Genomic DNA, 22,249 nt, shown 5'->3' on the forward strand with positions numbered 1-22,249 from the left:
GTCGACCTGGCCGGTGTTGGAAGGGAACCCCCTGTGGATTTTGGATTCGCTGCCGAGGATGAAGTGTTTCGGGCAGATGTGAGGGCCTGGCTGTCGGAGCATGCCGAGTCCGGCCAGGATCGGCGTAGTTGGGAACGGGTGCTCGGTAAAGCCGGGTGGATAGGGCTCGGTTGGCCGGAGCCGAGTTATGGAAATCGGACCGGCAGTCTTACCCAACAGGTCGCCTGGGCCGAGGAGTACGCGCGGTCGGCTGCTCCGCCACGGTCCGGGCATATCGGGGAGAATCTGCTCGCCCCCACTCTCATCGCGCACGGTACCGACGAGCAGAAGTCCCGTTTCCTGCCCGCTATTGCTGCCGGGGACGAACTCTGGTGTCAGGGGTACAGCGAGCCGGGGGCCGGGTCGGATCTCGCCGGGGTGCGGACCGCTGCCGTGTGGGATGCGGGGGAGGGGGCGTATCGGATCACGGGGCAGAAGATCTGGACCTCGCTCGCTCATGAGGCCGACTGGTGTTTTGTGCTGGCGCGGACCGAGGTGGGGTCGCGGCGGCATCGGGGGCTGAGTTTTCTGCTCGTGCCCATGGATCAGCCGGGGTGCGTCGAGGTGCGGCCCATACGGCAGTTGACCGGGACGAGCGAGTTCAACGAGGTGTTCTTCGATGGGGCACGTGCGCGCGCCGAGCATCTCGTGGGGGGTGAGGGCGGGGGCTGGGGTGTGGCGATGAGCCTGCTCGGGTTCGAGCGGGGGGTGTCGACCCTTGCCCAACAGATCGGGTTCGCGGGCGAGTTGGGGCGGGTTGTGGAGGCCGCCGTCGCTTCCGGGGCCGTGCTCGATCCCGTGGTGCGTGATCGACTCGTGCGGCAGTGGGCCGAGTTGCGGGCCATGCGGTGGAACGCCCTGCGGACGCTCGGGCGGGCCGGGGACGCGGGGGCGCCCAGCGTGGCCAAGCTGTTGTGGGGCGGGTGGCATCAGCGGCTCGGGGAGCTGGCGATGCTGGTGCGGGGGGCCGCGGCGACGGTGGGGCCGGTGGACCGGTCGCCGACCGTGTCGTACGAACTCGACCTGTTCCAGCACCTGTTCCTCTTTTCGCGGGCCGACACGATCTACGGCGGCTCGGACCAGGTTCAGCGCACGATCATCGCCGAGCGGGTGCTCGGTCTGCCCAGGGAACCCAAGGGGGTCGTCTGATGCGCGGTGTGGTCTTCGACGGCAAGCAGATCCAGGTCGTGGGGGATTTGGAGGTGCGGGAGCCGGGGGCGGGAGAGGTGCTGGTCGCCATCTCGGCGGCCGGGTTGTGTCATAGCGACCTGTCCGTGGTGGACGGGACCATACCTTTTCCCGTTCCTGTGGTGTTGGGGCATGAGGGTGCCGGGGTGGTGGAGGCCGTGGGTGTGGGCGTCACCCATGTGGCGCCCGGGGACCATGTCGCCCTGTCCACGCTCGCCAACTGCGGGACCTGCGCCGAGTGCGACCGGGGGCGGCCGACCATGTGCCGGCAGGCCATCGGGCGGCCGGGGCAGCCGTTCACGCGGGGCGGGCAGCCGGTCTACCAGTTCGCCTCCAACTCGGCTTTCGCGGAACGGACCGTGGTGAAGGCCGTGCAGGCCGTGCGGATACCGAAGGACATCCCGATGCCGTCCGCCGCGCTCATCGGGTGCGGGGTGTTGACGGGGGTCGGTGCCGTGCTCAATCGGGCCAGGGTCGATCGCGGGGACAGTGTGGTGGTGATCGGGACCGGGGGGATCGGGCTCAACGTCATCCAAGGGGCCCGGATCGCGGGGGCGTCGCGGATCGTCGCGGTCGACGCGAACCCGGCGAAGGAGGAGGCGGCGCGGAAGTTCGGCGCGACCGACTTCCTGAAGTCCACGGAAGGGGTGCGGGATCTGCTGCCCACGGGCGCGGACCACGCCTTCGAGTGCGTCGGGCGGGTCGAACTGGTCCGGCAGGCCGTCGACCTCCTCGACCGCCACGGCCAGGCGATCCTGCTCGGCACGGCACCGGCGACGGCGGAGGCGTCCTTCCTCGTCTCGTCGATGTTCCTGGACAAGTCGATCCTCGGCTGCCGGTACGGATCGTCCCGACCCCAGCGGGACATCCCGCTGTACACCCAGCTCTACCGCCAAGGGCTGCTGCTGCTCGACGAGTTGGTCACCAGGACGTACCCGGTGGAGGACTTCGAGAAGGCGGTGGGGGACCTGGAGGCGGGGCGGGTCGCGCGGGGGGTTCTGACGTTCTGACCGATTTACGGGCTGCTTTGTCGGTGGCATGCCGGGAGTTGTCCACAGGCGCGGATAATCCGTGGGCGCTGTCAGTCCCGGCCCGTAGCGTTTCGGCATGACCTACCGCGATGTCGTCTCCCGACAGGTCCTGACCTGGGCCTGTACCGCCGTCGGCGCCCGTATGCCCGTGGCCATGGCGCCGCTGGCCCTGGTCTTCCTGGTGCGCGAACGGCCGGGCGGCTACTCGCTGGGCGCGATACTCGCGGCGGCCTTCGTCCTCGGGGAGATCGGCGGTGCGCCGGTACTCGGGATGCGGTTGCGGCCGGAGCGGGCTCGGGTCCAGCTGGCTGTCGGGCTCGCGGTCGGGGCGGTCGGGTTTCTGGGGCTCGGGGTGTTTCCGGGGGCGCATCCCGCCGTGCTCGCCGGGTTCGCGTGTGTCGCCGGGGGCGCGCCGGCCGCCGCCACCGGTGGACTGCGCACCCTGCTCACCGAGTTGGTGCCCGCACGGTCCGTGGCGCAGGCGTTGTCCGTCGAGTCGATACTCATGGCCGGCGTGTGGGCGCTCTCCCCGGCCGCGGTGGCCGGGCTGGCGCTCGGTGTCGCGCCGCGCGTTCCGCTGCTGCTCGCGGCCGGTCTGATGGCGTGGTCGGTCGCGGGGCTGTGGCTGCTGCCGGGCAGGTGGGGCGTGGATGGTGAGGGAGAAGGGGGCGCTGCTCCGCTGCTCCGGGTGCTCGTCGGTGCCTGGCCGGTGTACGTCACGGGCGCGGCCAGCCTCGCCCTGCTCGGCCTGTCGGAACTCGTCCTGCCGGCCCTGCTCGAACAGCGCGGCATCGCCGTCGGCTGGTCCGGCCCGCTGCTGGCCGGGATGGCGATCGGCGGTGGGCTCGGCGCGTTCGGCTACGGCCTGCGGAACTGGCCGGGACTGTTGCGCACCCGCAGCGTGGTGCTGATGGCGGGAACCTCGGCGTGTGTGGCGCTGGCCGCACTGATACCGGCCACGGCGGGGATCGCGACCACGGCGGGAATCGCGGTCGCGCTCGTCGTGGGCGGCGCGCTCCAGTCGGGTGCGATGCTCACCCGGAATCTCTCCCTGCGCGAGGTGCTGCCGCCGAGCGCCCTGGCCGCTGGCTACTCGGTCATGTACGCGGCGGCGGGCGCGGGTTACGCGGCGACGGGTTCACTGGCCGGGGCGCTGCTGCGGGTGGTGGCACCCTCGACGGCGATCCTGGCGGGGGTCTGCCTGACCGTGGCGCTGGTGGTCACCGGCTGGTGGGGTGAGACGCGGCGGGCGGGCCGTGCGACGGGGCGTGCCGGGGTTGCCGTAGCAGTCGGGGGCGTGGGTGCCGGACCGGTCGCCGATGGTGCGGGAGGTGCGGCGATACGTGGTCGGGGTGAGTCCGAGGGGCGCCCGTAGATCTGCGGAGTCGCGTGCTCCGGCGTGGAGTTGGCGGTGCCGGCGGTTGCGCCGGTGATCCGGGTCGGCTCCCGGGGCGAGTTGACCGCGCTGGGCAACACGGCCACCGACGCCGGCACGGTGGACGCGGCGGCCTCGTCGGACGGCCGGTACCTCTGTGTGCAGACCGGCGCCAAGGGCATCGTGGACGAGTTCCGGGTCGGCAAGGACGGCTCGCTCACCGCGATCGGCTCGTTCGTGGTGCCGGGTGCGGTGGGCGGCGAGGGGATCGGCGCGGGCCGACAGACGGGGGGAGAGACGGTCGGGGTGCGGGTTCAGGGCGCGGTGCCGACACCGCCGTAACTCCGGGACCCGCTGCCCTGGGTGCCGGTGCCGGTGCCGGTGCCGGTGCCGGTGCCCGTGCCGGTGCGGAAGGTGCGGCGGTACGTCGTCGGGGTGACTCCGAGTGCCGTCTGGAGGTGCTGGCGCATCGACTGGGCCGTGCCGAAGCCGGCGTCTGTGGCCACCTGGTCCATGGAGAGGTCGGTGGACTCCAGGAGGTGCCGGGCGCGTTCGACGCGCTGCTGGGTGAGCCACTGGCCGGGGCTGACGCCGACCTCCTCGCGGAAGCGGCGGGTGAAGGTGCGCACGGACATGGCCTCCTGCTCGGCCATGTCCCGCAGCTGGATGGGTTCGTGGAGCCGGCCCAGCGCCCAGGCGCGGGCGGCGGTCGTGGTCGCCAACTGCGGGTCCGGGACCGGGCGGTGGATGTACTGCGCCTGACCGCCGTCGCGATGGGGCGGTACGACCGTGCGGCGGGCCACGTCGTTGGCGACCGCTGTGCCGAAGTCCCGGCGCACCATGTGCAGGCACAGGTCGATGCCGGCCGCGACACCCGCCGAGGTGAGCACGTCGCCGTCGTCGATGAACAGGACGTCCGCGTCGACCTCGATCCGCGGGAACAGCCGCTGGAAGCGGTCGGCGTCCGCCCAGTGCGTGGTCGCCGGGCGGCCGTCGAGGAGACCGGCGGCGGCGAGGACGTAGACGCCGGTGCAGATGGAGGCGAGGCGGGTGCCCGGGCGGATGCGGGCGAGGGCGTCCGCCAGTTCCGGGGTGAGGACGCCCTCCTCGAAGACCGGGCCGAGTTCGTACGACGCCGGGACGATCACCGTGTCGGCGGTGGCCAGCGCCTCCGGGCCGTTCGGGACCTGGATGGCGAAGTCGGCGTCGGTGTCGACCGGGCCGGGCGGGCGGATCGAGCAGGTGACGACCTCGTACAGGAGCCGACCGGTCTCGGGGTCCCTGGGGCGGCCGAAGATGCGGTGCGGGATGCCCAGCTCGAAGGGGAGGAGGCCGTCGAGGGCGAGCACGACGACGCGGTGCGGGCGGAAACGGTCGGTGGCGGTGGCTGTGGCCATGGCCCGATACTATCGAATACTGCCCTTCGGGCCAGGGGTGAACTCCTCACTGCGGTGTGGTCGAGTACCGCTCGATGCTCGCGCGGCCTGTCGATCGGTCGAGTAGGCGCAGCTCCCACGGACCCGTGTTCACGTCGAAGTCTTTGCCGAACCCGACCCACTTGCCTGTCATGCGTCGGCCTGTCGGCTCCGTGAGCAACTGAACGGCACCGTGGTAGCGGGCGCCCTGGTAGTACCCGTTGGCCGCTGTCTGCTCGGTCCACGTACCGGTGACGACGTTCCGGTCAACGGTGAGATCCAGAGACAACGGGCTGTCCGGGTTGGTCGACGCTCCGGGCAGGCTCTGGGCTGTCAGCCGATTGCCGTGCTGGACGATCACGACGTGATGCTTGCAGTCGAACGTCTCGTCACGGCTGGACGAGTAGAACTCGTACCGGGACAGCCAGATACCCGCGTACTCGCTCTGCGGGTCTGACTCCGGGCCCGTGATGACGTCGTCGGCCGTGCCGACTTCGCCAGCCTCCATGTCGTGGCCTCCTGCCTTGTCCGAGTGGACGCGTGCCATCGGGATCGCGAAACCCAGCGACTCAGGGGTGCGACCGGTGAACCGCTTCAGTGCCCGTGCGTACAGCGGGCGGCACGTCCTGGTCTCCCCGGACTCCCAGCGTTGCACGAGTCGCTTGGAGGCGTCGTTCGGTTCCCCCAGTTCTTCTCCCGCACCGCGCAGACCCTGGGCGAACTCGTCTTGGCTCAGGTTCATCGACTTGCGTACGGAGGCCAGCACGTCGTTGGGGATTCGCCCACGCTCTGCCGTAGTCGTCATGATCCGAGGGTAGCCACGTCCCGCCTCCAATGACACCGGTTTGACGCCCTGGAGGTGACGTCGACGCAACGCCCGAGGGACGCCTCGAACGTCGCCGCGATGGCCACGCCCGATCCGGAACATGGTCGGCATGTCCATCCGCATCAGCGCTTACACGGTGAAGGCCGACGGCACTCGGACCACATCACGAACCCTGTACGAGGGTGAGGGCGGGGAACCTCTCGCAACCGGCCTCATGCCGCCGTGCCTGTGTTCCCGGTGCGCGGGTGGCCGGCGCAACCGGAGCACCACGGAACCCCAACTACGTGGAGGCAAGCGAGCATGAGTACGGCAGTAGTGATCCGCGACCCGAAGGCGTACGTCACCTCGGACGTGTGGGAGCGGGAGGTGGCCCTCCTCCTCCGCAACCCGGAGAACACGCGCGAACTGGCAGAGGCCAAGTTCGGACAGGCCATCGCCTACCTGGTCACGTGTGGTGAGAATCCGGATCTTCTCATGGGCCCGTCCGGGCAAGTGGACGAGGCGTGGCATTCGTTCATGCTCGACTCGATCCCCTACCACCACTTCACTAACCGGCACTTCGGCCGGTACATCCACCACGTTCCGGAGCTTCCCGGAATGACGGCCAGGGTCCAGCGCGTCAGCGACGACAGGGCAACACGGGACGGGCACGACCCCGAGACCGGCGGCCCGCTCGTCCTGGAACGGACGATCAAGGCCATCAAGGCGGCCGGATTCGAGATCGCCCCGGACCTGTGGGGCATGGCGGACGCGGCCGACTGTAACCAGTGCCACGCCGGCTACCACGACTCGCCCAAGTAGCAGTGCGCGGCAAGTGAGTTGGGGCTTGCCGCCGTACGTTTGGGGTGGGCCCCTCTTGCTGGAAAGGATCACCGCATGTCATTGGCTGAGCCCTGGGACAGGTACGCGGTCGGGAGCAGGCCACGCAGGACAGTGAACGCCAGGGGCGAGACGACGTGGCTGAACTGGACGCAGTACGCCGACCACGGGCCGGACGAGAGCGTTCTGGGTCCTGTGGCTGGACGCCGTGTACTGGAACTCGGTTCGGGGAGCGGGAGTAATCTGGCCCATCTGGTGGCCCTGGGCGCCACAGGTCTCGGAGTGGACGTTGCCCCCGCCCGCGAGCCGGTCGCGCGGGAGCGCTGGGGTGATCTGCCGGGCCTTGAGTTCCGTACGGCGGAGGCGACGGCGTTCCTGAATGAAACGGCCGAGACGTTCGATGTCGTGCTCTCGATCTTCGGTGCCGTGTGGTTCATCGATCCGGACACCCTGCTCCCATTGGTCCGCTCGCGTACGGCGCCGGGCGGCACTCTGGCCTTCTCGCACCTGCCTCCCGGCAGCGAAGGGCTCAAGCCCACCAAAGTCGGGCTTCGGCATGACCGCACCCCGGACGAGTGGGATCGCATCCTGACGGGGCACGGCTTCTCTGACGTGCGCGTTTCTCTGATCGACCCGCCGGAGGGCAGTGCCGTGGGCACGATGCTTGTCCGCGCCGCCCGTTGGTGATGGCCCGATACTAGCGAATACTGTCCTTCGGGCCAGTAGATGGGGGAGGGCTGAGGCCGGAAGCTGTATGTCGTGACCCAGACAACCGAAGCCGCCACCGCCCTGAGCGGGCCTCGGCCCGCCCGACGGCGGCGCCCGTGGCGGAGCCGTGACATGTCCCTGCACCGCGCCTGGTTCGTCGCCGCCGTCACCTTCGTGACGATCATCGGCGCGGCGGCCTTCCGTTCGCTGCCCGGGCTGCTGATCGATCCGCTGCACCAGGAGTTCGGCTGGTCGCGCGGCACGATCGGGGCGGCGGCTTCCATCAACCTCGCGCTGTACGGGCTGACGGCCCCCTTCGCGGCGGCGCTCATGGACCGCTTCGGCATCCGGCGTGTCGTGGCGGTCGCGCTGACCGTGATCGCGCTCGGGTCCGGCCTGACGGTGTGGATGACGGCGCCCTGGCAACTGCTGCTCTGCTGGGGCCTGTTGGTGGGTCTGGGGAGCGGTTCGATGGCTCTCGCGTTCGCGGCGACGGTCACCAACCGCTGGTTCACCGCGCGGAAGGGCCTGGTCACCGGCATCCTCACGGCGGCCTCGGCGTCCGGCCAGCTGATCTTCCTGCCGCTGCTGTCGTGGATAGTCGAGAAGCACAGCTGGCGCCCGGCCGCCGTCACGGTGTCCCTCGCGGCCCTCGCGGTCGTCCCCTTCGTGTGGCTGCTGCTGCGCGACCACCCGGCCGACGTGGGCGTGAAGCCGTACGGCTCGACCGAGTTCGTACCGAAGCCCGAACCGGTGCCGGGCGCGGCCCGCCGTACGGTCGCCGTGCTCTTCAAGGCGGTGCGCACCGGCCCGTTCTGGCTGCTGGCCGGCACCTTCGCGATCTGCGGCGCCTCCACGAACGGTCTGATCCAGACCCACTTCGTGCCCGCCGCCCACGACCACGGCATGCCCATCACGGCGGCGGCCTCGCTGCTCGCGGTGATCGGTGTCTTCGACGTCGTCGGCACGGTGGCCTCCGGCTGGTTCACCGACCGCTTCGAACCCCGCCGCCTGCTCGCCGTCTACTACGCCCTGCGCGGCATCTCCCTCCTCTTCCTCCCCATGCTGCTGGCCCCCACGGTCCACCCGCCGATGCTCTTCTTCATCGTCTTCTACGGCCTCGACTGGGTCGCCACCGTCCCGCCCACCCTGGCCCTGTGCCGCGAGCAGTACGGCGAGGACAGCGCCATCGTCTTCGGCTGGGTCCTCGCCTCCCACCAGGTCGGCGCGGCCCTGGTCGCCTTCCTGGGCGGGGTCGCCCGGGACGCGTTCGGGTCGTACGACATGGTCTGGTACGTGTCGGGGGCGTTGTGCGCGGTGGCGGCGCTGATGGCGTTGGTGATCCGGCGGCGGGGCGCGGTGCCTCCAGCGGTGGTGATGCCAGTGGCCGCGTGAGAGGGGCCCGCCCCCGGGGCCGTCAGCCGGTCGTCCGCACCGGGGCGCTGCTGCGCCCGTGACCCCGGCCCCCGAGTTCGGCGTCGAACGTCTCCTGGGCGACGCGCATGGCCTCGGCGTACTCGGGTTGCCGCAGCCGCCTCCACATCTCGTCCTCGGGGACGTCCTCCACGTGGGCGACCACCCACCAGATGTTCCCGAAGGGGTCCCTGACCCGCCCTCCGCGCTGTCCGAAGGCCTGGTTCGCCAGGGGCGTGACGACACGGGCGCCGGCGGCGACGGCCCGTGAGAACGCCTCGTCCGCGTCGGGCACGAACACGCGGAGCAGGCTCGGCAGGACGGGCCAGTCCGCGGCCCGGTCGAAGGCCAGCACGACCGTGTCCCCGACCCGGATCTCGCCGTGCCCGACCGCCCCGCCCTCGGTCACCACCCGCCCGAGCTCCTCCCCGCCGAACGCCGCGGCGACGAAGTCGAGAAAGGCTCCGGTGTCGTCGGTGACGACCCAGGGCGCGACCGTGGTGTAGCCCTCGGGCGCGGGGGTGGTCTGCTGGTGGGGCATGGGGGTTCCCTTCGTCGCTGCCGGGTGTCGGGGCGACGATAGGGGCGGGGTAGGTCAGGTTCTGTCCTACTGGCGGGCTGTCCCGCCGACGCTCTGTGCTACCGGCGTTCTGTCCTGCCGGCGGTCAGAGGAACCGGCCCCGGTGGAACAGTAGCGGCGCCCCGCCGCCGTCGTCCGGCGTCCCGAGCGCGTCCACCCGCCCCACCACGATCAGATGGTCGCCCCCGGTGTGCACCGCGTGGATCGTGCAGTCGATCCAGGCGGCGGCGCCGGTGAGCCGGGGAGAGCCGGAGGCCGGGGACGCGTCGTACGGTACGCCCGCGAACTTGTCCGTGCCGCTGATCGCGAAGCCGCGGCACAACTCGCCCTGGTGGGCGCCGAGGACGTTGACGCAGAAGACACCGGCGCGGGCGATGCGCGGCCAGGTCGTGGAGGTGCGGCCGACCATGAACGCGACGAGGGGCGGGTCGAGGGAGAGGGAGGAGAAGGACTGGCAGGCGAAACCGGCGGGGCCGGACCCGCCGTCCGCCGCCGGGGCGGTGATCACGGTCACGCCGGTCGCGAACGAGCCCAGTACGCGCCGGAATGCACCCTGGTCGAGCGGCGCCCGCTCGTCGTCCCCGACGCACCGGAGCTCCGGCCGCGGCAGCGCCTCGACAGGCTGCGCGGCCGGAGCGCTTCCGGAAGACCTGAGGTAGCGGACGGCGGCGGCTGCCGCTCCTGCTTGTCCCATCACACCACCCATTGAAGCTGACGGGCCATCAGATAGGAAGGGGCGCGGACAGCGGGACAGCACGGGTCCTGACGGCGGATTCACAGACTCCCGGTCAGAACATGGGAGTTGTGTCGCCGCACGGACCTCTCGGTGTCACCTGCAGCACACCCGCCCCGAGCAGCGTTGCGGAACGACTGCCGCCGGTACCCCACCGATGGCTGCCGTGACCTGAGGAGCACCCACACGATGAACCGTCCCACCGCACGCGGCGGCGCCGTGGCCGCCGTGGCCGGCCTGGCCCTGGCGCTCGCCTCCGCCCTGCCCGCGCAGGCCGCCGACTCGACCGTGACCGAGTCCCAGTGGCTGACCGACGTCGCCGCCGTCACCGGCCCCGCGCAGACCTACATCGACTCCCGTGCCGCCGCCAACACCTCGGGCGCCAAGCAGGCGATCGTCCTCGACATCGACAACACCTCGCTGGAGACCTACTTCGAGGGCGGCTACCCCACCCCGGCCACCGCACCGGTACTCACCCTGGCCGAGGACGCGCACGCCAAGGGCGTCAGCGTCTTCTTCGTCAGCGCCCGCACCAACCTGATCGACCTGGCGACCAGCTACAACCTGAAGCACGTCGGTTACACCGTCGACGGCCTCTACACCCGCACGCTCAGCCAGATAGCGAGCGAGAGCGTCGCCGACTTCAAGACCTCGCAGCGCAAGGCGATCGAAGCGAACGGCTACGACATCATCGCCAACATCGGCAACAACACGACCGACCTGTCGGGCGGTTACGCCGACACGACGTACAAACTGCCCGACTACGACGGCCTGTTGGACTGACCGGAAGATCTCAGCTCTTGTTCAGTGACCGGGTCACGCCCGCGACCACGGCGGTCGTCAGCAGCCAGCCCGCCGCGATCAGGCCGTAGGAGAGCCATTGCGCGGGGCTTCCCTCCGCCCAGTACCAGGCGGTGCGCTGGCCCAGGCCGCCGATGGGGATCAGCAGGTCGAGGGTGTAGACGAGGGCGTTGAACGGCGGGCCCTGGCCGGCCTGGACGCGGATCGGGGTCCGGCCGCCGAAGACGACCGTGCCGAGGACGGCCAGGGCCACGATCCACACTCCGGCCAGCCAGGGGCGGTAGCCGTAGCCGACCAGGCCGTCGAGCAGCTGCCCCCACACCCGGCCGGCCGGCCGCAGGGTGCCGCGGCGGTGGCGCTGCTTGGCCAGGAGGACCTTGCGGGCGTCGTCCTCATGGCCGACCTGCCGGTACCAGCTCGCCAACTGCTCGTAGGGCTGCGGGGCGTAGCCGGGCTCGCGCCGGATCCACTCGACGCGGCGCGTGACGTCGTGCGGTCGCGCACCGTCCTCGGACTGGAGGGAGGCGTAGTCGAACCCCTGGAGCCGTACGACGCCCGGCCAGCTGTTCTCGCCGTCGTGCAGGACCGAGACGTGGGCCCCTCGCAGGTCCACCGCGCCGGCGGGCGGTGCGGCGGGGGTGAAGTGGAGGTCCGCCGCCTGCATCCGCGAACAGTCCAGGGCCACCTCCTCGCCGTTCAAGTGGGCGCCGTCGAAGGTGAGTTGGTCCGACACCTGCGCACCGCGCAGACGTACGGCCCCCTGCGCGGTGAAGCCGTCGGAGAAGACGAGGGTCTGCGCCACGGCGTTGTCCGCGAGGAGCGCCGGGCCGTCGGGGTTGTCCAGCCGGGCTCCCTCCATGAACAGGCCGCCGGGCAGGTGTGCCCCGAGCAGCCGTATCCCGCCGTGTGCGGTGAAGCCCCTGCGGCAGAAGACCCCGCCCTCCATGACCAGGCCACCGGCGAACAGCGCCCAGCCGTTCGGGGCGGACAACGTCGCCCCGCCCAGCTGCAGTTCGCCCGCGATACGCGCCCGCATGAGCGAGAGCCTGCCGTGGAGGACCGACCGCTCCAGGTCGAGGGTGCCCTCCATGGAGGCCAACCTCGCGTCGATGCCGGGCACTTGGCAGCCGATGATCCCGATCGTGCGCGTGGCGGCTCCGTAGAGGCTCGGCGCCTCCTCGAACCAGCAGTCCTCGAACCACAGCATGTGCCCGATGTCCGCGTCGGCGAGGTCGAGTCGACCCGTGATCCGCGCGCCGGCCACCCGCAGCGCGCTGACCGCTCCCGGCGGTGCCGCGTTCGCCCCCCGCGCCAGAGCCGTCACGACGGCCGCCCGAAGCGTGCGCTCCGGCCCCCAGTCCGCCCCTTGGGCCGGATCGTCCCCGCTCGGCGCGCCCACCCGCAGGTCCACCCGGCGGCCTTCGGGGAAGGCGTCCCACAACTCCCGCTCGGGCGGGGTCATTTCCTCGTACGGCAGCATCGACACAGCGTAGAGAGTGCGGGCCGGGAGAGCCCGTCAGCGCCCCCGGTACCCGGGGCTCCTGCGCTCCACGAAGCTCGCCACCCCCTCCCGCGCGTCCTCCGTCGTCATGTTGATCTCCTGTGCCGCCGCCTCCGCCGCGAACGCGGTCGCCCGGTCGCCGTCCAGCGAGGCGTTCACCAACTGCTTGGTGAGGGCGAGGGCCCGGGTCGGGCCGGTGGCGAGGCGTTCCGCCCATTCCCGGGCCGTCTTCTCCAACTCCCCGTCCGGGACGACCCGGTTGACGAGTCCGAGCCGTTCCGCGTCCGCCGCGCTCACCGCGTCGCCGAAGAACATCAGCTCCTTCGCGCGCTGCGGGCCGACCAGCCGGGGCAGGAGATACGCGCCGCCGCCGTCCGGGACCAGGCCCCGTCGTACGAACACCTCGATGAACCTCGCCGACTCCGCGGCCAGTACGAGGTCGCAGGCCAGGGCCAGATGGGCGCCGAGGCCGGCCGCCGTGCCGTTCACCGCCGCGATCACCGGTTTCTCGCAGTCCAGGACGGCGGAGACCAGGCGTTGCGCGCCCTCGCGGATCACGCGGGCCACGTCTCCGGCGACCCGCTCCCCGGAAGCCGTGGATCCCCGCAGGTCCGCGCCCGCGCAGAAGCCGCGTCCGGTGCCGGTGAGGACCACCGCCCGTACGCCGGGGTCGGCCGACGCCTCGCCCAACAGGGCGATCAGGCGGTCCCGTTGGTCCGGGGTGAGGGCGTTCAGGGTCTCGGGGCGGTTGAGGGTGAGGTAGGCGACCTGGCCCGCGATCGTGTGCGTGACCTCCGTCATCGGCACACCGCCAGCGCGTCCAGCGCCACCGCGCCCTGTCCCCGGGGCAGCACCATCAGCGGGTTGATGTCCAACTCCGAGAGCACGTCGCCCAGTTCGAGGGCCATGCGCTGGACACGCAGGATCACCTCCACCAGCGCGTCCAGGTCCGCCGGCGGGCGTCCCCGTACCCCGTCGAGCAACGGCCGTCCGCGCAGCTCGTCCAGCATGTCCCGGGCGTCGTCCTCGCCGAACGGCGGCACCCGTACCGCCGCGTCCCGCAGCACCTCGACCAGCACCCCGCCCAGCCCCACCGTCACGGTCGGCCCGAACAGGTCGTCCTGGGTGACGCCGACCACCATCTCGACGCCCCGCTCGACCATCTGGCAGACGAGGACACCGTCCAGGGTCACGTCCTCGTAGCGGGCGATGTCCGTCAACTCGCGGTAGGCGTCCCGGACTTGGCTCGCCGACGTCAGGCCCACCTTCACCAGGCCCAGCTCGGTCTTGTGCGCGATCCGCGCACCCGACGCCTTCATCACCACCGGGTAGCCCACCAGGCCCGCCGCCCGTACGGCCGCCGCCGCGCTGGTCACCAACTGCTCGCGGGGGACCCGGATGCCGTAGGCGCGCAGGAGCTGTTTCGCCGCGTGCTCGCTGAGTTGCTGGCCCGGGCGCATCAGGGCCTCGGCCTTGCGGAAGGAGGGGGAGACGGCGCGGGGGGCCTCGTCGAAGGGGGAGTGGTAGGCGCGGACGAAGCGGTGGTGGGAGAAGTAGGCGCGCAGCGCGGTGATGCAGTTGCCCACCGTGCGGAACGTCGCCACCCGCGACGAGCCCAACAGCGCCTCGCGGTACGCCGGTTCCGTGCCCACCGGTGAGCCCCACACCACGCACACCAGCTTGTCCGTGCGTTCGGCCGCCGCCACCAGGTCCGCCACGAGCCTGTCGCTCAGCGGCGGGAACGGGCCGGTGACGGGGCAGACCAGTACCCCCACCTCCGGGTCGTCGAGGATCGCGTCGATGATCTTCCGGCCGCGCCAGTCGCCCACCGGGTGACCGCCGTTGTCCACCGGGTTCGCCACGCTCAGGTACGGCGGTATCCACTCGTGCAGTTCGGCCTGTTTCGCCGACGACAGCTGCGGCAGCCGCAGTCCCGCCTCGCTCGCCAGGTCGGCGAAGTGCGCGCCCGTGCCGCCGGAGATCGAGTACACGACCACGCCCTCGGCCACGGGAGGCTTCGCCCGCGCCAACAGCGTCGCCGTGTCCTGGAGTTCGTCGAGGCCGTCGACGCGGATCACGCCGTACTGGCGCATCGCCGCGTCCACCACCGTGTCCGCGCCGGTCAGTTTGCCGGTGTGGGAGGCGGCCGTGCGGGCGCCGGTCTCGGTGCGGCCGACCTTGACCGCCACGACGGGGACCTTGCGGCGGGCGGCGCGGTCGGCGGCCAGGAGGAAGGAGCGGCCGTCCTTGAGGCCCTCGACGTAGCAGGCGATGGCGCCGACTTCGGGGCGTTCGGCGAAGTAGGAGATGAAGTCGGCGGTCTCCAGGTCGGCTTCGTTGCCGGTGGGGGCCCAGTGGGAGAGGCGGATGCCGAGCTGCTGGAGGGCGAAGACCGGGCGGCCCTGGTGGCCGGACTGGGTGATGAGGGCGATCGCGGGTCCTTCGAGGTCCTCGCGGAAGTGCTCGAAGGCGTTGAGGTTGGTGTTCGGGCCGAGGAGACGCAGGCCCGATCGGCCCACGGCGGCTGCCAGCCGCTCCTGCGCCAGCGCGCCCTCCTCGCCCGTCTCCGCGAAGCCGGACGCGAAGGCGACCGCGAACTTCACCTTCGCCTCGGCGAGTTGCTCGATCACCGGGAGCGGGTCGGCCACCAGCACCACGGCCAGGTCGACCTGTTCGGGGAGATCGGGGACGGAGGGGAAGCAGGGGACGCCGAAGACCGTCGTACGGGTGGGGTGCACCGGGTGCAGGCGGGCCCCCACCCGGCCTGCCCAGGCCATGAGTTGGCGGGTGATGCCCGTGTTGGGGCGGCCCTCCGCGTCCGAGGCGCCGATCACGGCGACCGACTCGGGGCGGAAGAAACGGTCCAGGTCGGGTACGCCGGCGTACAACGGCCGCCCGCTGACATCGAGGTCGTCGACGTCGGCGGGCCGGCCGTGGACGGCGGGGCCGGGTTGCTCACCGCAGGCGATGACCCGGGCCCGGCGGGAGTCGGTGGTGAGGGTGCCGTGGGTTGATCCAAGCATCGGTCCGCCCGCTCCTGTGTGACAGTCGTGACAGCACAATTAACTGACGCAGTGTCAGATTACTGAACTGACAGTCCGTCAGGAACTGTCGTGCACGCAAAAGAACGCAGATGCCTCGGCCTACGGCATGGGCCGGCTGAGTATTCCTACGCCACCCGGTCCCTGCGGACGGACTTGGCGACCGCCTTCGCGATCTTCTCCGCGTCGATCGCCATCTCGCGGAACATGCCGCTGATGGGGTTGGTGAACCCGGTGAAGTACAGGCCGGGGGCGTCCTTCGGGGTGCGGGCGCCGTGCACGACCGGCTTGCCGCGGGCGTTCAGTACGCCGAGGTGGCCCACGAGGCCCTCCAGGGAACGGACGTATCCGGTGGCCGCGATCACGGCGTCGGGTCCGACGCGGTCGCCGCCGGCGAGGACCACCTTGCCGTCCTCGAAGCCCTCCACGGCCGGCACGACCTCGACCTGCCCCTTGCGCACGGCGTCGATGAGCCCGACGTCCTGCACGGGGATCGACCCCTCGTTGACCCGGCTGTACAGCCCGGTGTCGGGCCGGGCCAGCCCCTGCGCCGACAGGTCCGGCACGCTGAGCTTGGCCATCGGCCCCGCGAGCCGGTCGACGAGACGGACCGGCAGCCGTCGTACGACGATGCCCGTGTACTGGGCCGCCCAGCCCGCGGTGGAGCGGCGCACGATGTGCGGGGCGGTGCGCACGGAGAGCCGTACGCGCGACGCACCGCCCTCCACCAGGTCGACGGCGATCTCCGCGCCCGTGTTGCCGACGCCGACGACCAGGACGTCGCGGCCCGCGTACGGCTGCGGGTTGCGGTAGTCGGCGGCGTGCAGGAGTTCGCCGGTGTAGGTGTCGCGGCCGGGCCAGTCGGGGAGCCGGGGCGTGTGGTTGGTGCCGGTGGCGACGACCACCGCGCGGCCGGTCAGCTCACGGCCGCCGGTGGCGTGCAGCAGCCAGCCGGTGCCGTCCGCCGCACGCTCGACACGGGAGACCTCGACGCCGGTGACGATCTCCAGCTCGTGGACCTCGGCGTACTTCTCCAGATAGCGGACCACGTCGTCCCGCGAGACCCAGCGGCCGAAACGGCGCGGCATGGCGAGGCCGGGCAGGCCCGACAGGCGCCGGGTGGTGTGCAGGTGCAGACGGTCGTAGTGCCCGCGCCAGGACGCTCCGACCCGGTCCGACTTCTCCAGTACGACGGCACGGATGCCCTGCGCGCGCAGCGCGTACGCGGCGGCGAGTCCGCCGGGGCCGCCGCCGATGACGTACACGGGACGGTCTGCGTGGTTCTGCGCCGCGGGGGTCGGGGACGCTGTGGAGTCGGCCATGAGCGCGAGCGTAATCACGTCCCACGTTGATGGGTCTCGGTCAAGACCGGAATTGGTTGCGGATTGATCACGGGTGTGGAGGACCGGGTGGGACCGGTGGCGTAGGGCCTCTGGTGTGTGAGGGCCGTGGGGAAGGCCACGACGCCGAGCCCGCGGCGTGCGCGGCGGGGCTCGGCGTGCGCGGAGGGGCTCGGCGTCGTGCGGCGGCGACCGGAAACGTATGACGGGAAACCGGTACCGCGTCCTTGGGGGCTACTTCTTCTTCGGACCCCGGTGACCGGAGATCTTCGCGATCCAGGTGATGAAGTCGCCCGGGTCGGTGTTGGCGCCGTGGCCCTCGTCCCAGTAGTAGAGGTGGTTCACGTCGTCGCCCAGGTTGTCGAGGCGGGCGGCGAGGTTGGCGGACACCGTCAGCGAGGTGTCGGAGTCCTTGGTGCCCAGGCGGATCCACCAGTGCCTGGAGCGGTTCGGGTTGGCCTTCTCCACCAGGTGGAACATCGGGTTCATCAGGTTCAGCTTCTCGGGGATGTCGCTCGCGACGCGCTTGCCGCTGAGTCCCGTGGAGTCGTTCTGCGCGCCGTACGCCGTGAAGTGGCGGGCCAGGGTCGTGCCCGCGCCGAACTCGTTGTTCTCGCCGGCCGACAGGTCGAAGGCGTCGAAGGCCGGGGTGTCCTTCTTGCGGGCTCCGACGTGGGTGAGGAAGCCGGCCCAGGTGAAGGTGGCCCTGCCGCCGGACCAGGTGAGGAAGGTGTTGGCCTTCAGATAGGTCTCGCGGGCGGAGTCCGAGAGGGCGGCGAGGTAGGTGGTCGCCGACGGCTCCAGGTACTGCTCGACCATGTACGCGTCGAGGTTGCGCGCGTTCAGCGGACCGAAGCCGCCGAGGCCGCGCAGCTTCAGCCCGGCCTGGTACTCGGCGAACTGCGCCCGCAGCGCCTTGGACACCGTCTGGTCCACCGGCTTGCCGGTGCTCAGGTCGTTGGCGCCCCAGTTCCACTCGTAGGCGCCGTCGGCGTGCTCCAGGTCCGTGATCGGGCACCAGGCGCCGGTCGCGAAGATCGCGTCGGAGGCGTCGGCCGCGCCGATCTCCTTGAGGTACCTGTCGTAGATCGGGCTGTCGCCGGACGCGCCCAGCAGCGAGGACAGCGCGCCACCGGCGCTCGTACCGGCGGAGACGATCCGCTCGACGTCGCCGGGGATACGGCCCTTGTTGGACCTCACGTACCGGACGGCGGCCTTGAGGTCGACGATCGCGGCGGGGGCGGTGCCGTAGTACTCGCCGTCGGCGTTCTTGAGGGTACGGCCGCGGGCGCCGGGCTCGATGACGACGTAGCCGGCGGCCAGGGCGAGGAGCTGGTTGCTGGAGGTGGCGCCGCCGGTGGCGTTGGTGTTGCCGTTGGCGCCGGGGGCGGAGGAGCTCGCGGAGGCGGAGGCCGAGGCGCTCGGGGCACCGCTCGGGGCCGCGCCGCCGCCCATCGCCGAACCGCCGCCGCCGACCTCGGTGGCGGTCGCCACGGAGGAGGGCATGTAGCCGCCGATGGAGTTGGCGAGCAGGATCGGCGCGTGGCTCGCGTCGACCGCCTTGCCGTCGATCTCCACCGGGGAGCTGACGATCAGCGACTGGTAGGTGGCGTCCACCGGCTTGGCGACGTACGTGATCGCCTTCCAGAAGTGGTAGACGACCGTGTGCTCGTCGCCGGCGGTGTCCGTGATGGTCTTCGTCAGCTTCGTGTAGGCGTCCGGGTCGAAGGCCAGGGCGCCCGAGGAGGACTTCGAGCCGTCGGAGGCGTTCGCGTCGAGCGCGATACCGCCGACCGCGGCGACACCGGCGGTCGCGCCGATGCCCATGACTACCGTCCTGCGCTTCACTGCCCTGTGCTTCACCGTGCTGCCTCTCGTCTTCCTGTCCGCGTCGTCCTGACCGCTCTCTGGCCTTGCGCTTGCGAACGTAAGCGGTGGCGAACAAAATCGTCAACAATATGCGCGGCATTCATGGGGGACCCACAGCGGCAGCCTTCGTGCACAGGAATTTCATGACCCCCTCTCGGCATTCCTCAGGTTCTGACGTACCGTCAGATTCATGGATGCGATCTGGCTCAGCGGAGCCGACTGGCTCGCCGTGCTGCGCATAGGACTCGGGCTGTGGTGGCTGGAGAGCTGGCGGCACAAGGACAAGAAGGCCTGGTTCGAACGCGGCACGGGCATCGCCTGGGCGGCCGACGTCGCCGCCAAACACCGCTGGACGGCGGTCCGTTCGGGCTTCGACGTGATGGTTGCGCCGCGCCCGCGCACGATGGCGTACGTCGTCGTCTACGCCGAGTTGGCGGTCGGCCTCGGCCTGGTCGCGGGATTCCTCACCCCGGCCGCCCTCGTCGGGGGCCTGCTCCTCAACGTCCTCTACTTCACGCTCATGATCCACGACTGGGCGGAGCAGGGGCAGAACGCGATGATGGCGCTCATCTCGGTGGTGGCGCTGTTCGCGATGTCCTGGCAGGTGTGGTCGGTGGACGCCGCGCTGGGGTGGTTCTGATGCCCGACGGCCCCCCGCGCCACGACCTCCCCGAGGCCGACACCTTCACCCGCCCCTACTGGGAGGCCGCCGCGCGGGGCCGACTCCTGCTCCGGCGCTGCGCGGACTGCGGCCGGGCCCACCACTACCCCCGCGAGTTCTGCCCCCACTGCTGGAGCGAGGCCGTCACCTGGGAGAACGCGAGCGGCCACGCCACGCTCTACACCTGGTCCGTCGTCCACCGCAACGACCTGCCGCCCTTCGGGCAGCGGGTGCCCTACGTCGCGGCGGTCGTCGATCTCGCCGAGGGCCCGCGGATGATGACGGAGCTGGTGGAGTCCGAGTCGGCGGAACCGCGGGCCGGAATGCCGGTGGAGGTGACGTTCCGGGACGGGATACCGGTGTTCAGACCGAGGGAAAATGACGTATCCGGAGTGCAGGGTGCTTGATTCAATGGCGCGATGGCCCACATACGCGAGCGGTCTCTCCAGCACCCCTTCCCCGAGCTGAACGGTCACGGACTGCGCCTGCGCCCCTGGGACGCCGACGCCGACAGCGACGTGGCGAACTGGCTGCGCGGAGTGGCCGACCCCGAGTTCCAGCGCTGGAACACCCCGCTACGGCCGATCACGGACCTCACCAGCGCCCGCAACTCGCTCCGCTCCCGCGCCGAGAACGCGGAGGACGGCATCAGCGCCTCGTTCTGCGTCACCGACGCGGCCGGCGGTACGACCCTCGGGCACATCGGCGTCAACGACATCGACCACGTCATCCGCGTCGCCCGCGTCGGCTACTGGACCCTCCCCGAGGCCCGCGGCCACCACGTCGCCACCCGCGCCCTCACCCTCGCCGCCCACTGGGCCCTCACCGACCTCGGCCTGCACCGCCTCGAACTCGGCCACGCCCTCGGCCACCACGCCTCCTGCCACATCGCCGAACGCTGCGGCTTCCCGGCCGAGGGGACCCTGCGCGGGGCGATGTTCGAGGCCGGCCAACGCGACGCGTTCCGCGACGTACACCTGCACGGACGCCTCGCCACGGACCCGGAGGTGAAGGCATGACCGCCGGCGACTGGCACATCACCGAGAACGTGAACCAATTCCTCCTCCACGCCGGGGACTTCCTACGCGCCCACCCCGCCCTGCACACGGTCCCGCTCACGGTGACGGACGCGCTGCGCAGACGCGGAACACACCTGTACGGCGAGGGGACCCCGGTGTTCGGCGCACTGGAACGGCACGGCGCCGTCAGGGCCGCCTTCTTCCGCACGCCCCCCGGCCGCCTCGTACTGACCGCTCTCACCGCACCGGAGGCCACCGCGCTCGCGGCCCAACTGGCCGACCGCGGCGACGACTTGCCGGGCGTCAAGGCCGAACGGGACACGGCGTCGACCTTCGCGGAGGCATGGAAGCGGCAGACAGGAGCCGCACCCGAACTCCACGAGCGCCAACGCCTCTACCGGCTGGGCGAGTTGACGATCCCGGAACCCGTCCCGCCGGGCCGCCCGAGAGTCGCGGTGGCAACGGACCGCGAACAACTCATGCGCTGGTACGCCGAGTTCGCCGAGGCCGTCGGCGGGGGCGGCGGCGCCATACGCGCCCCCGGCGAGTGGGCCGACGCACGGATCGCGTACGGCGGGGTCACACTCTGGGAAACCCCGGACGGCACACCGGTGTCCATGGCCGGCGTCACGGCGAAGGTGGCGGGCCAGATCCGCGTCGCCCCCGTCTACACCCCCGCGGACCTCAGAGCCCGCGGCTACGCCGGCGCCGTCACGGCGGAGGTCAGCCGGGCCGCGCGGGAGGCGGGCGCGGAGGAGGTACTGCTGTTCACGGACCTGGCCAACCCGACGAGCAACGCCCTGTACCAGCGGATCGGATACCGCCCGGTGGCCGACTTCGCGGGCTACGACTTCGGACACGCCACCGGACTGCGGTGATACTCGCCCCATGGGAACGGCACCGGATCCAACGGATCTTCACGAACTGCTGAAGTCACTACGGGTATGGGCCCCGGAGACGACCGAACTACGGGCGTTCGACCCGGCGACGGCACCGGACACCCCCCTGCCCCTCTTCACCACCTGGTTCGCGGAGGCGGTGACGGCGGGGGAGACCGAGCCGCACGTGATGTCCCTCGCGACAAGGGACGACGAGGGCCTCCCGGACGCACGAATCGTGATGCTCCACGGCGCGGACGAACAGGGCTGGTCCTTCGCGACCCACGCCACAAGCCGCAAGGGCGACCAGCTGAAGGCCGTCCCCTACGCCGCCCTCACCTTCTACTGGCCCCGCCTGGCCCGCCAGATCCGCCTACGAGGCCCGGTCGCCCCCGCACCCCCGACCGAATCCCAGTCCGACCTGCACGCCCGCTCCACCGGCGCCCTCGCGGCAGCACTGACCGGCCACCAGAGCGAACCCCTCCCGTCCCTGGCCGAGCTGAAACAGACCTCTGAATCAGCCTGGGAACTGGCCCAACAACATCCACAGACCCCGGCCCCGACCTGGACCCTCTACCGCGTACTCCCCGACGAGATCGAGTTCTTCCAGGGAGACGCGCTACGACGACACGTGCGCCTGAGGTATGTCCGGGAGGGGTGGGGAGGCTGGTCGAAGGTGTTGTTGTGGCCCTGAGTCGTTGGAGGTGGTCGTTGGGCCGCCCGCTTCTTTGTCAGTGTCGGGCTTCCGCGTCCCGAGTAAAGGGCGCTCCCTGCGGTCGCGTCGGCTACGCCGATTCCGCTGCGCTCCACCCTTGACTCGGGCCGCTCCAGCCCGGTGGAGAAGCGAGCGGGCGGCCCGGAGGGATGGGTGGCCAGGCAGGTATCCCGTGGGGTGGGCTGTGCTGCGGGCCGGGGTTGCGGGAGCGCGCCCGCGTCTCGCCAGCACGCCGGGCAGGCTCAGCGGCCAACCCCCGGTGGGGACTGACGGAGGGGGTGATGCCGCCCACGCTGT

General features: G+C 71.2%; 22 protein-coding genes. 13 read left to right on the forward strand and 9 right to left on the reverse strand.

Features of this window, described 5'->3' with window-relative positions; translation table 11 throughout:
- The first annotated feature begins 33 nt into the window (after positions 1 to 33).
- The 4 genes from ACIQBL_RS47280 to ACIQBL_RS47295 all read left to right on the forward strand — a co-directional run bounded on the left by ACIQBL_RS47280 (position 34) and on the right by ACIQBL_RS47295 (position 3,975).
- Complete coding sequence (locus tag ACIQBL_RS47280; RefSeq protein WP_401955068.1) at positions 34 to 1,188, forward strand: acyl-CoA dehydrogenase family protein; 1,155 nt, start codon at positions 34 to 36, stop codon at positions 1,186 to 1,188.
- Complete coding sequence (locus ACIQBL_RS47285; RefSeq protein ID WP_401955070.1) at positions 1,188 to 2,237, forward strand: Zn-dependent alcohol dehydrogenase; 1,050 nt, start codon at positions 1,188 to 1,190, stop codon at positions 2,235 to 2,237. Before ACIQBL_RS47280 ends, ACIQBL_RS47285 begins: the two co-directional genes overlap by 1 nt.
- Positions 2,238 to 2,334: 97 nt before the next feature.
- The gene (locus ACIQBL_RS47290) at positions 2,335 to 3,633 is read left to right on the forward strand and encodes an MFS transporter (RefSeq protein ID WP_401955072.1); all 1,299 of its coding nucleotides are present in this window, start codon (positions 2,335 to 2,337) and stop codon (positions 3,631 to 3,633) included.
- Between the two features lie 36 nt (positions 3,634 to 3,669).
- The gene (locus ACIQBL_RS47295; RefSeq protein WP_401955074.1) at positions 3,670 to 3,975 is read left to right on the forward strand and encodes a hypothetical protein; all 306 of its coding nucleotides are present in this window, start codon (positions 3,670 to 3,672) and stop codon (positions 3,973 to 3,975) included.
- Here ACIQBL_RS47295 and ACIQBL_RS47300 read toward each other — a convergent pair.
- Both ACIQBL_RS47300 and ACIQBL_RS47305 read right to left on the reverse strand, forming a co-directional pair.
- Complete coding sequence (locus tag ACIQBL_RS47300) at positions 3,948 to 5,030, reverse strand: GlxA family transcriptional regulator (protein ID WP_401955076.1); 1,083 nt, start codon at positions 5,028 to 5,030, stop codon at positions 3,948 to 3,950. The two genes, ACIQBL_RS47295 and ACIQBL_RS47300, sit on opposite strands and share 28 nt — an antisense overlap.
- 46 nt (positions 5,031 to 5,076) lie before the next feature.
- Entirely contained in the window at positions 5,077 to 5,853 is a 777-nt protein-coding gene (locus ACIQBL_RS47305) for a helix-turn-helix domain-containing protein (RefSeq protein ID WP_401955078.1), read from the reverse strand.
- A gap of 321 nt (positions 5,854 to 6,174) precedes the next feature.
- Between ACIQBL_RS47305 and ACIQBL_RS47310 the strand changes: the two genes are divergently transcribed.
- From ACIQBL_RS47310 to ACIQBL_RS47320, 3 genes are all read left to right on the forward strand, one after another.
- On the forward strand, positions 6,175 to 6,675 hold the full coding sequence (locus tag ACIQBL_RS47310) for a glycine-rich domain-containing protein (protein ID WP_401955080.1): 501 nt from the start codon (positions 6,175 to 6,177) through the stop codon (positions 6,673 to 6,675).
- Between the two features lie 75 nt (positions 6,676 to 6,750).
- A complete protein-coding gene (locus ACIQBL_RS47315; protein WP_401955082.1) occupies positions 6,751 to 7,380 on the forward strand; it encodes a class I SAM-dependent methyltransferase in 630 nt (209 codons plus the stop codon).
- Positions 7,381 to 7,452: 72 nt separating this feature from the next.
- On the forward strand, positions 7,453 to 8,796 hold the full coding sequence (locus tag ACIQBL_RS47320) for an MFS transporter (protein ID WP_401955084.1): 1,344 nt from the start codon (positions 7,453 to 7,455) through the stop codon (positions 8,794 to 8,796).
- Positions 8,797 to 8,818: 22 nt separating this feature from the next.
- On the opposite strand, the gene ACIQBL_RS47325 is transcribed toward ACIQBL_RS47320, so the two are convergent.
- Both ACIQBL_RS47325 and ACIQBL_RS47330 read right to left on the reverse strand, forming a co-directional pair.
- On the reverse strand, positions 8,819 to 9,355 hold the full coding sequence (locus ACIQBL_RS47325) for a VOC family protein (RefSeq protein WP_401955086.1): 537 nt from the start codon (positions 9,353 to 9,355) through the stop codon (positions 8,819 to 8,821).
- A gap of 124 nt (positions 9,356 to 9,479) precedes the next feature.
- Positions 9,480 to 10,088 (reverse strand): flavin reductase family protein, encoded by a 609-nt coding sequence (locus ACIQBL_RS47330; RefSeq protein WP_401955088.1) that lies wholly within the window; start codon positions 10,086 to 10,088, stop codon positions 9,480 to 9,482.
- A gap of 228 nt (positions 10,089 to 10,316) precedes the next feature.
- Between ACIQBL_RS47330 and ACIQBL_RS47335 the strand changes: the two genes are divergently transcribed.
- The gene (locus ACIQBL_RS47335; protein ID WP_401955090.1) at positions 10,317 to 10,910 is read left to right on the forward strand and encodes an HAD family acid phosphatase; all 594 of its coding nucleotides are present in this window, start codon (positions 10,317 to 10,319) and stop codon (positions 10,908 to 10,910) included.
- 10 nt (positions 10,911 to 10,920) lie between these two features.
- On the opposite strand, the gene ACIQBL_RS47340 is transcribed toward ACIQBL_RS47335, so the two are convergent.
- From ACIQBL_RS47340 to ACIQBL_RS47360, 5 genes are all read right to left on the reverse strand, one after another.
- On the reverse strand, positions 10,921 to 12,408 hold the full coding sequence (locus ACIQBL_RS47340) for an oxidoreductase (protein ID WP_401955092.1): 1,488 nt from the start codon (positions 12,406 to 12,408) through the stop codon (positions 10,921 to 10,923).
- 36 nt (positions 12,409 to 12,444) lie between these two features.
- On the reverse strand, positions 12,445 to 13,230 hold the full coding sequence (locus ACIQBL_RS47345) for an enoyl-CoA hydratase/isomerase family protein (protein WP_401955094.1): 786 nt from the start codon (positions 13,228 to 13,230) through the stop codon (positions 12,445 to 12,447).
- The gene (locus tag ACIQBL_RS47350; RefSeq protein ID WP_401955096.1) at positions 13,227 to 15,452 is read right to left on the reverse strand and encodes an acetate--CoA ligase family protein; all 2,226 of its coding nucleotides are present in this window, start codon (positions 15,450 to 15,452) and stop codon (positions 13,227 to 13,229) included. Before ACIQBL_RS47350 ends, ACIQBL_RS47345 begins: the two co-directional genes overlap by 4 nt.
- Positions 15,453 to 15,598: 146 nt before the next feature.
- Positions 15,599 to 16,792, reverse strand: coding sequence for a flavin-containing monooxygenase (locus ACIQBL_RS47355; protein ID WP_401955098.1), 1,194 nt, complete (start codon positions 16,790 to 16,792; stop codon positions 15,599 to 15,601).
- Between the two features lie 252 nt (positions 16,793 to 17,044).
- On the reverse strand, positions 17,045 to 18,637 hold the full coding sequence (locus tag ACIQBL_RS47360; RefSeq protein WP_401955100.1) for a subtype B tannase: 1,593 nt from the start codon (positions 18,635 to 18,637) through the stop codon (positions 17,045 to 17,047).
- Positions 18,638 to 18,869: 232 nt separating this feature from the next.
- On the opposite strand from ACIQBL_RS47360, the gene ACIQBL_RS47365 reads away from it, so the two are divergent.
- The 5 genes from ACIQBL_RS47365 to ACIQBL_RS47385 are packed head-to-tail and all read left to right on the forward strand — an operon-like array spanning position 18,870 to position 21,931.
- Positions 18,870 to 19,319, forward strand: a complete 450-nt coding sequence (locus ACIQBL_RS47365) for a DoxX family protein (RefSeq protein ID WP_401955102.1) — start codon at positions 18,870 to 18,872, stop codon at positions 19,317 to 19,319.
- On the forward strand, positions 19,319 to 19,747 hold the full coding sequence (locus tag ACIQBL_RS47370; RefSeq protein WP_401955104.1) for a Zn-ribbon domain-containing OB-fold protein: 429 nt from the start codon (positions 19,319 to 19,321) through the stop codon (positions 19,745 to 19,747). The genes ACIQBL_RS47365 and ACIQBL_RS47370 overlap by 1 nt, the downstream gene beginning before the upstream one ends.
- A 12-nt stretch (positions 19,748 to 19,759) precedes the next feature.
- Positions 19,760 to 20,359 (forward strand): GNAT family N-acetyltransferase, encoded by a 600-nt coding sequence (locus ACIQBL_RS47375; protein ID WP_401955106.1) that lies wholly within the window; start codon positions 19,760 to 19,762, stop codon positions 20,357 to 20,359.
- Positions 20,356 to 21,237 carry a GNAT family N-acetyltransferase gene (locus ACIQBL_RS47380; RefSeq protein WP_401955108.1) on the forward strand — a complete coding sequence of 294 codons (882 nt, stop codon included), beginning with the start codon at positions 20,356 to 20,358 and terminating at the stop codon, positions 21,235 to 21,237. The genes ACIQBL_RS47375 and ACIQBL_RS47380 overlap by 4 nt, the downstream gene beginning before the upstream one ends.
- A 10-nt stretch (positions 21,238 to 21,247) precedes the next feature.
- Positions 21,248 to 21,931, forward strand: coding sequence for a pyridoxal 5'-phosphate synthase (locus tag ACIQBL_RS47385; RefSeq protein WP_401955110.1), 684 nt, complete (start codon positions 21,248 to 21,250; stop codon positions 21,929 to 21,931).
- Positions 21,932 to 22,249 lie beyond the last annotated feature (318 nt).

It is taken from the genome of Streptomyces sp. NPDC088350, assembly GCF_044753545.1.
Classification (GTDB): domain Bacteria; phylum Actinomycetota; class Actinomycetes; order Streptomycetales; family Streptomycetaceae; genus Streptomyces.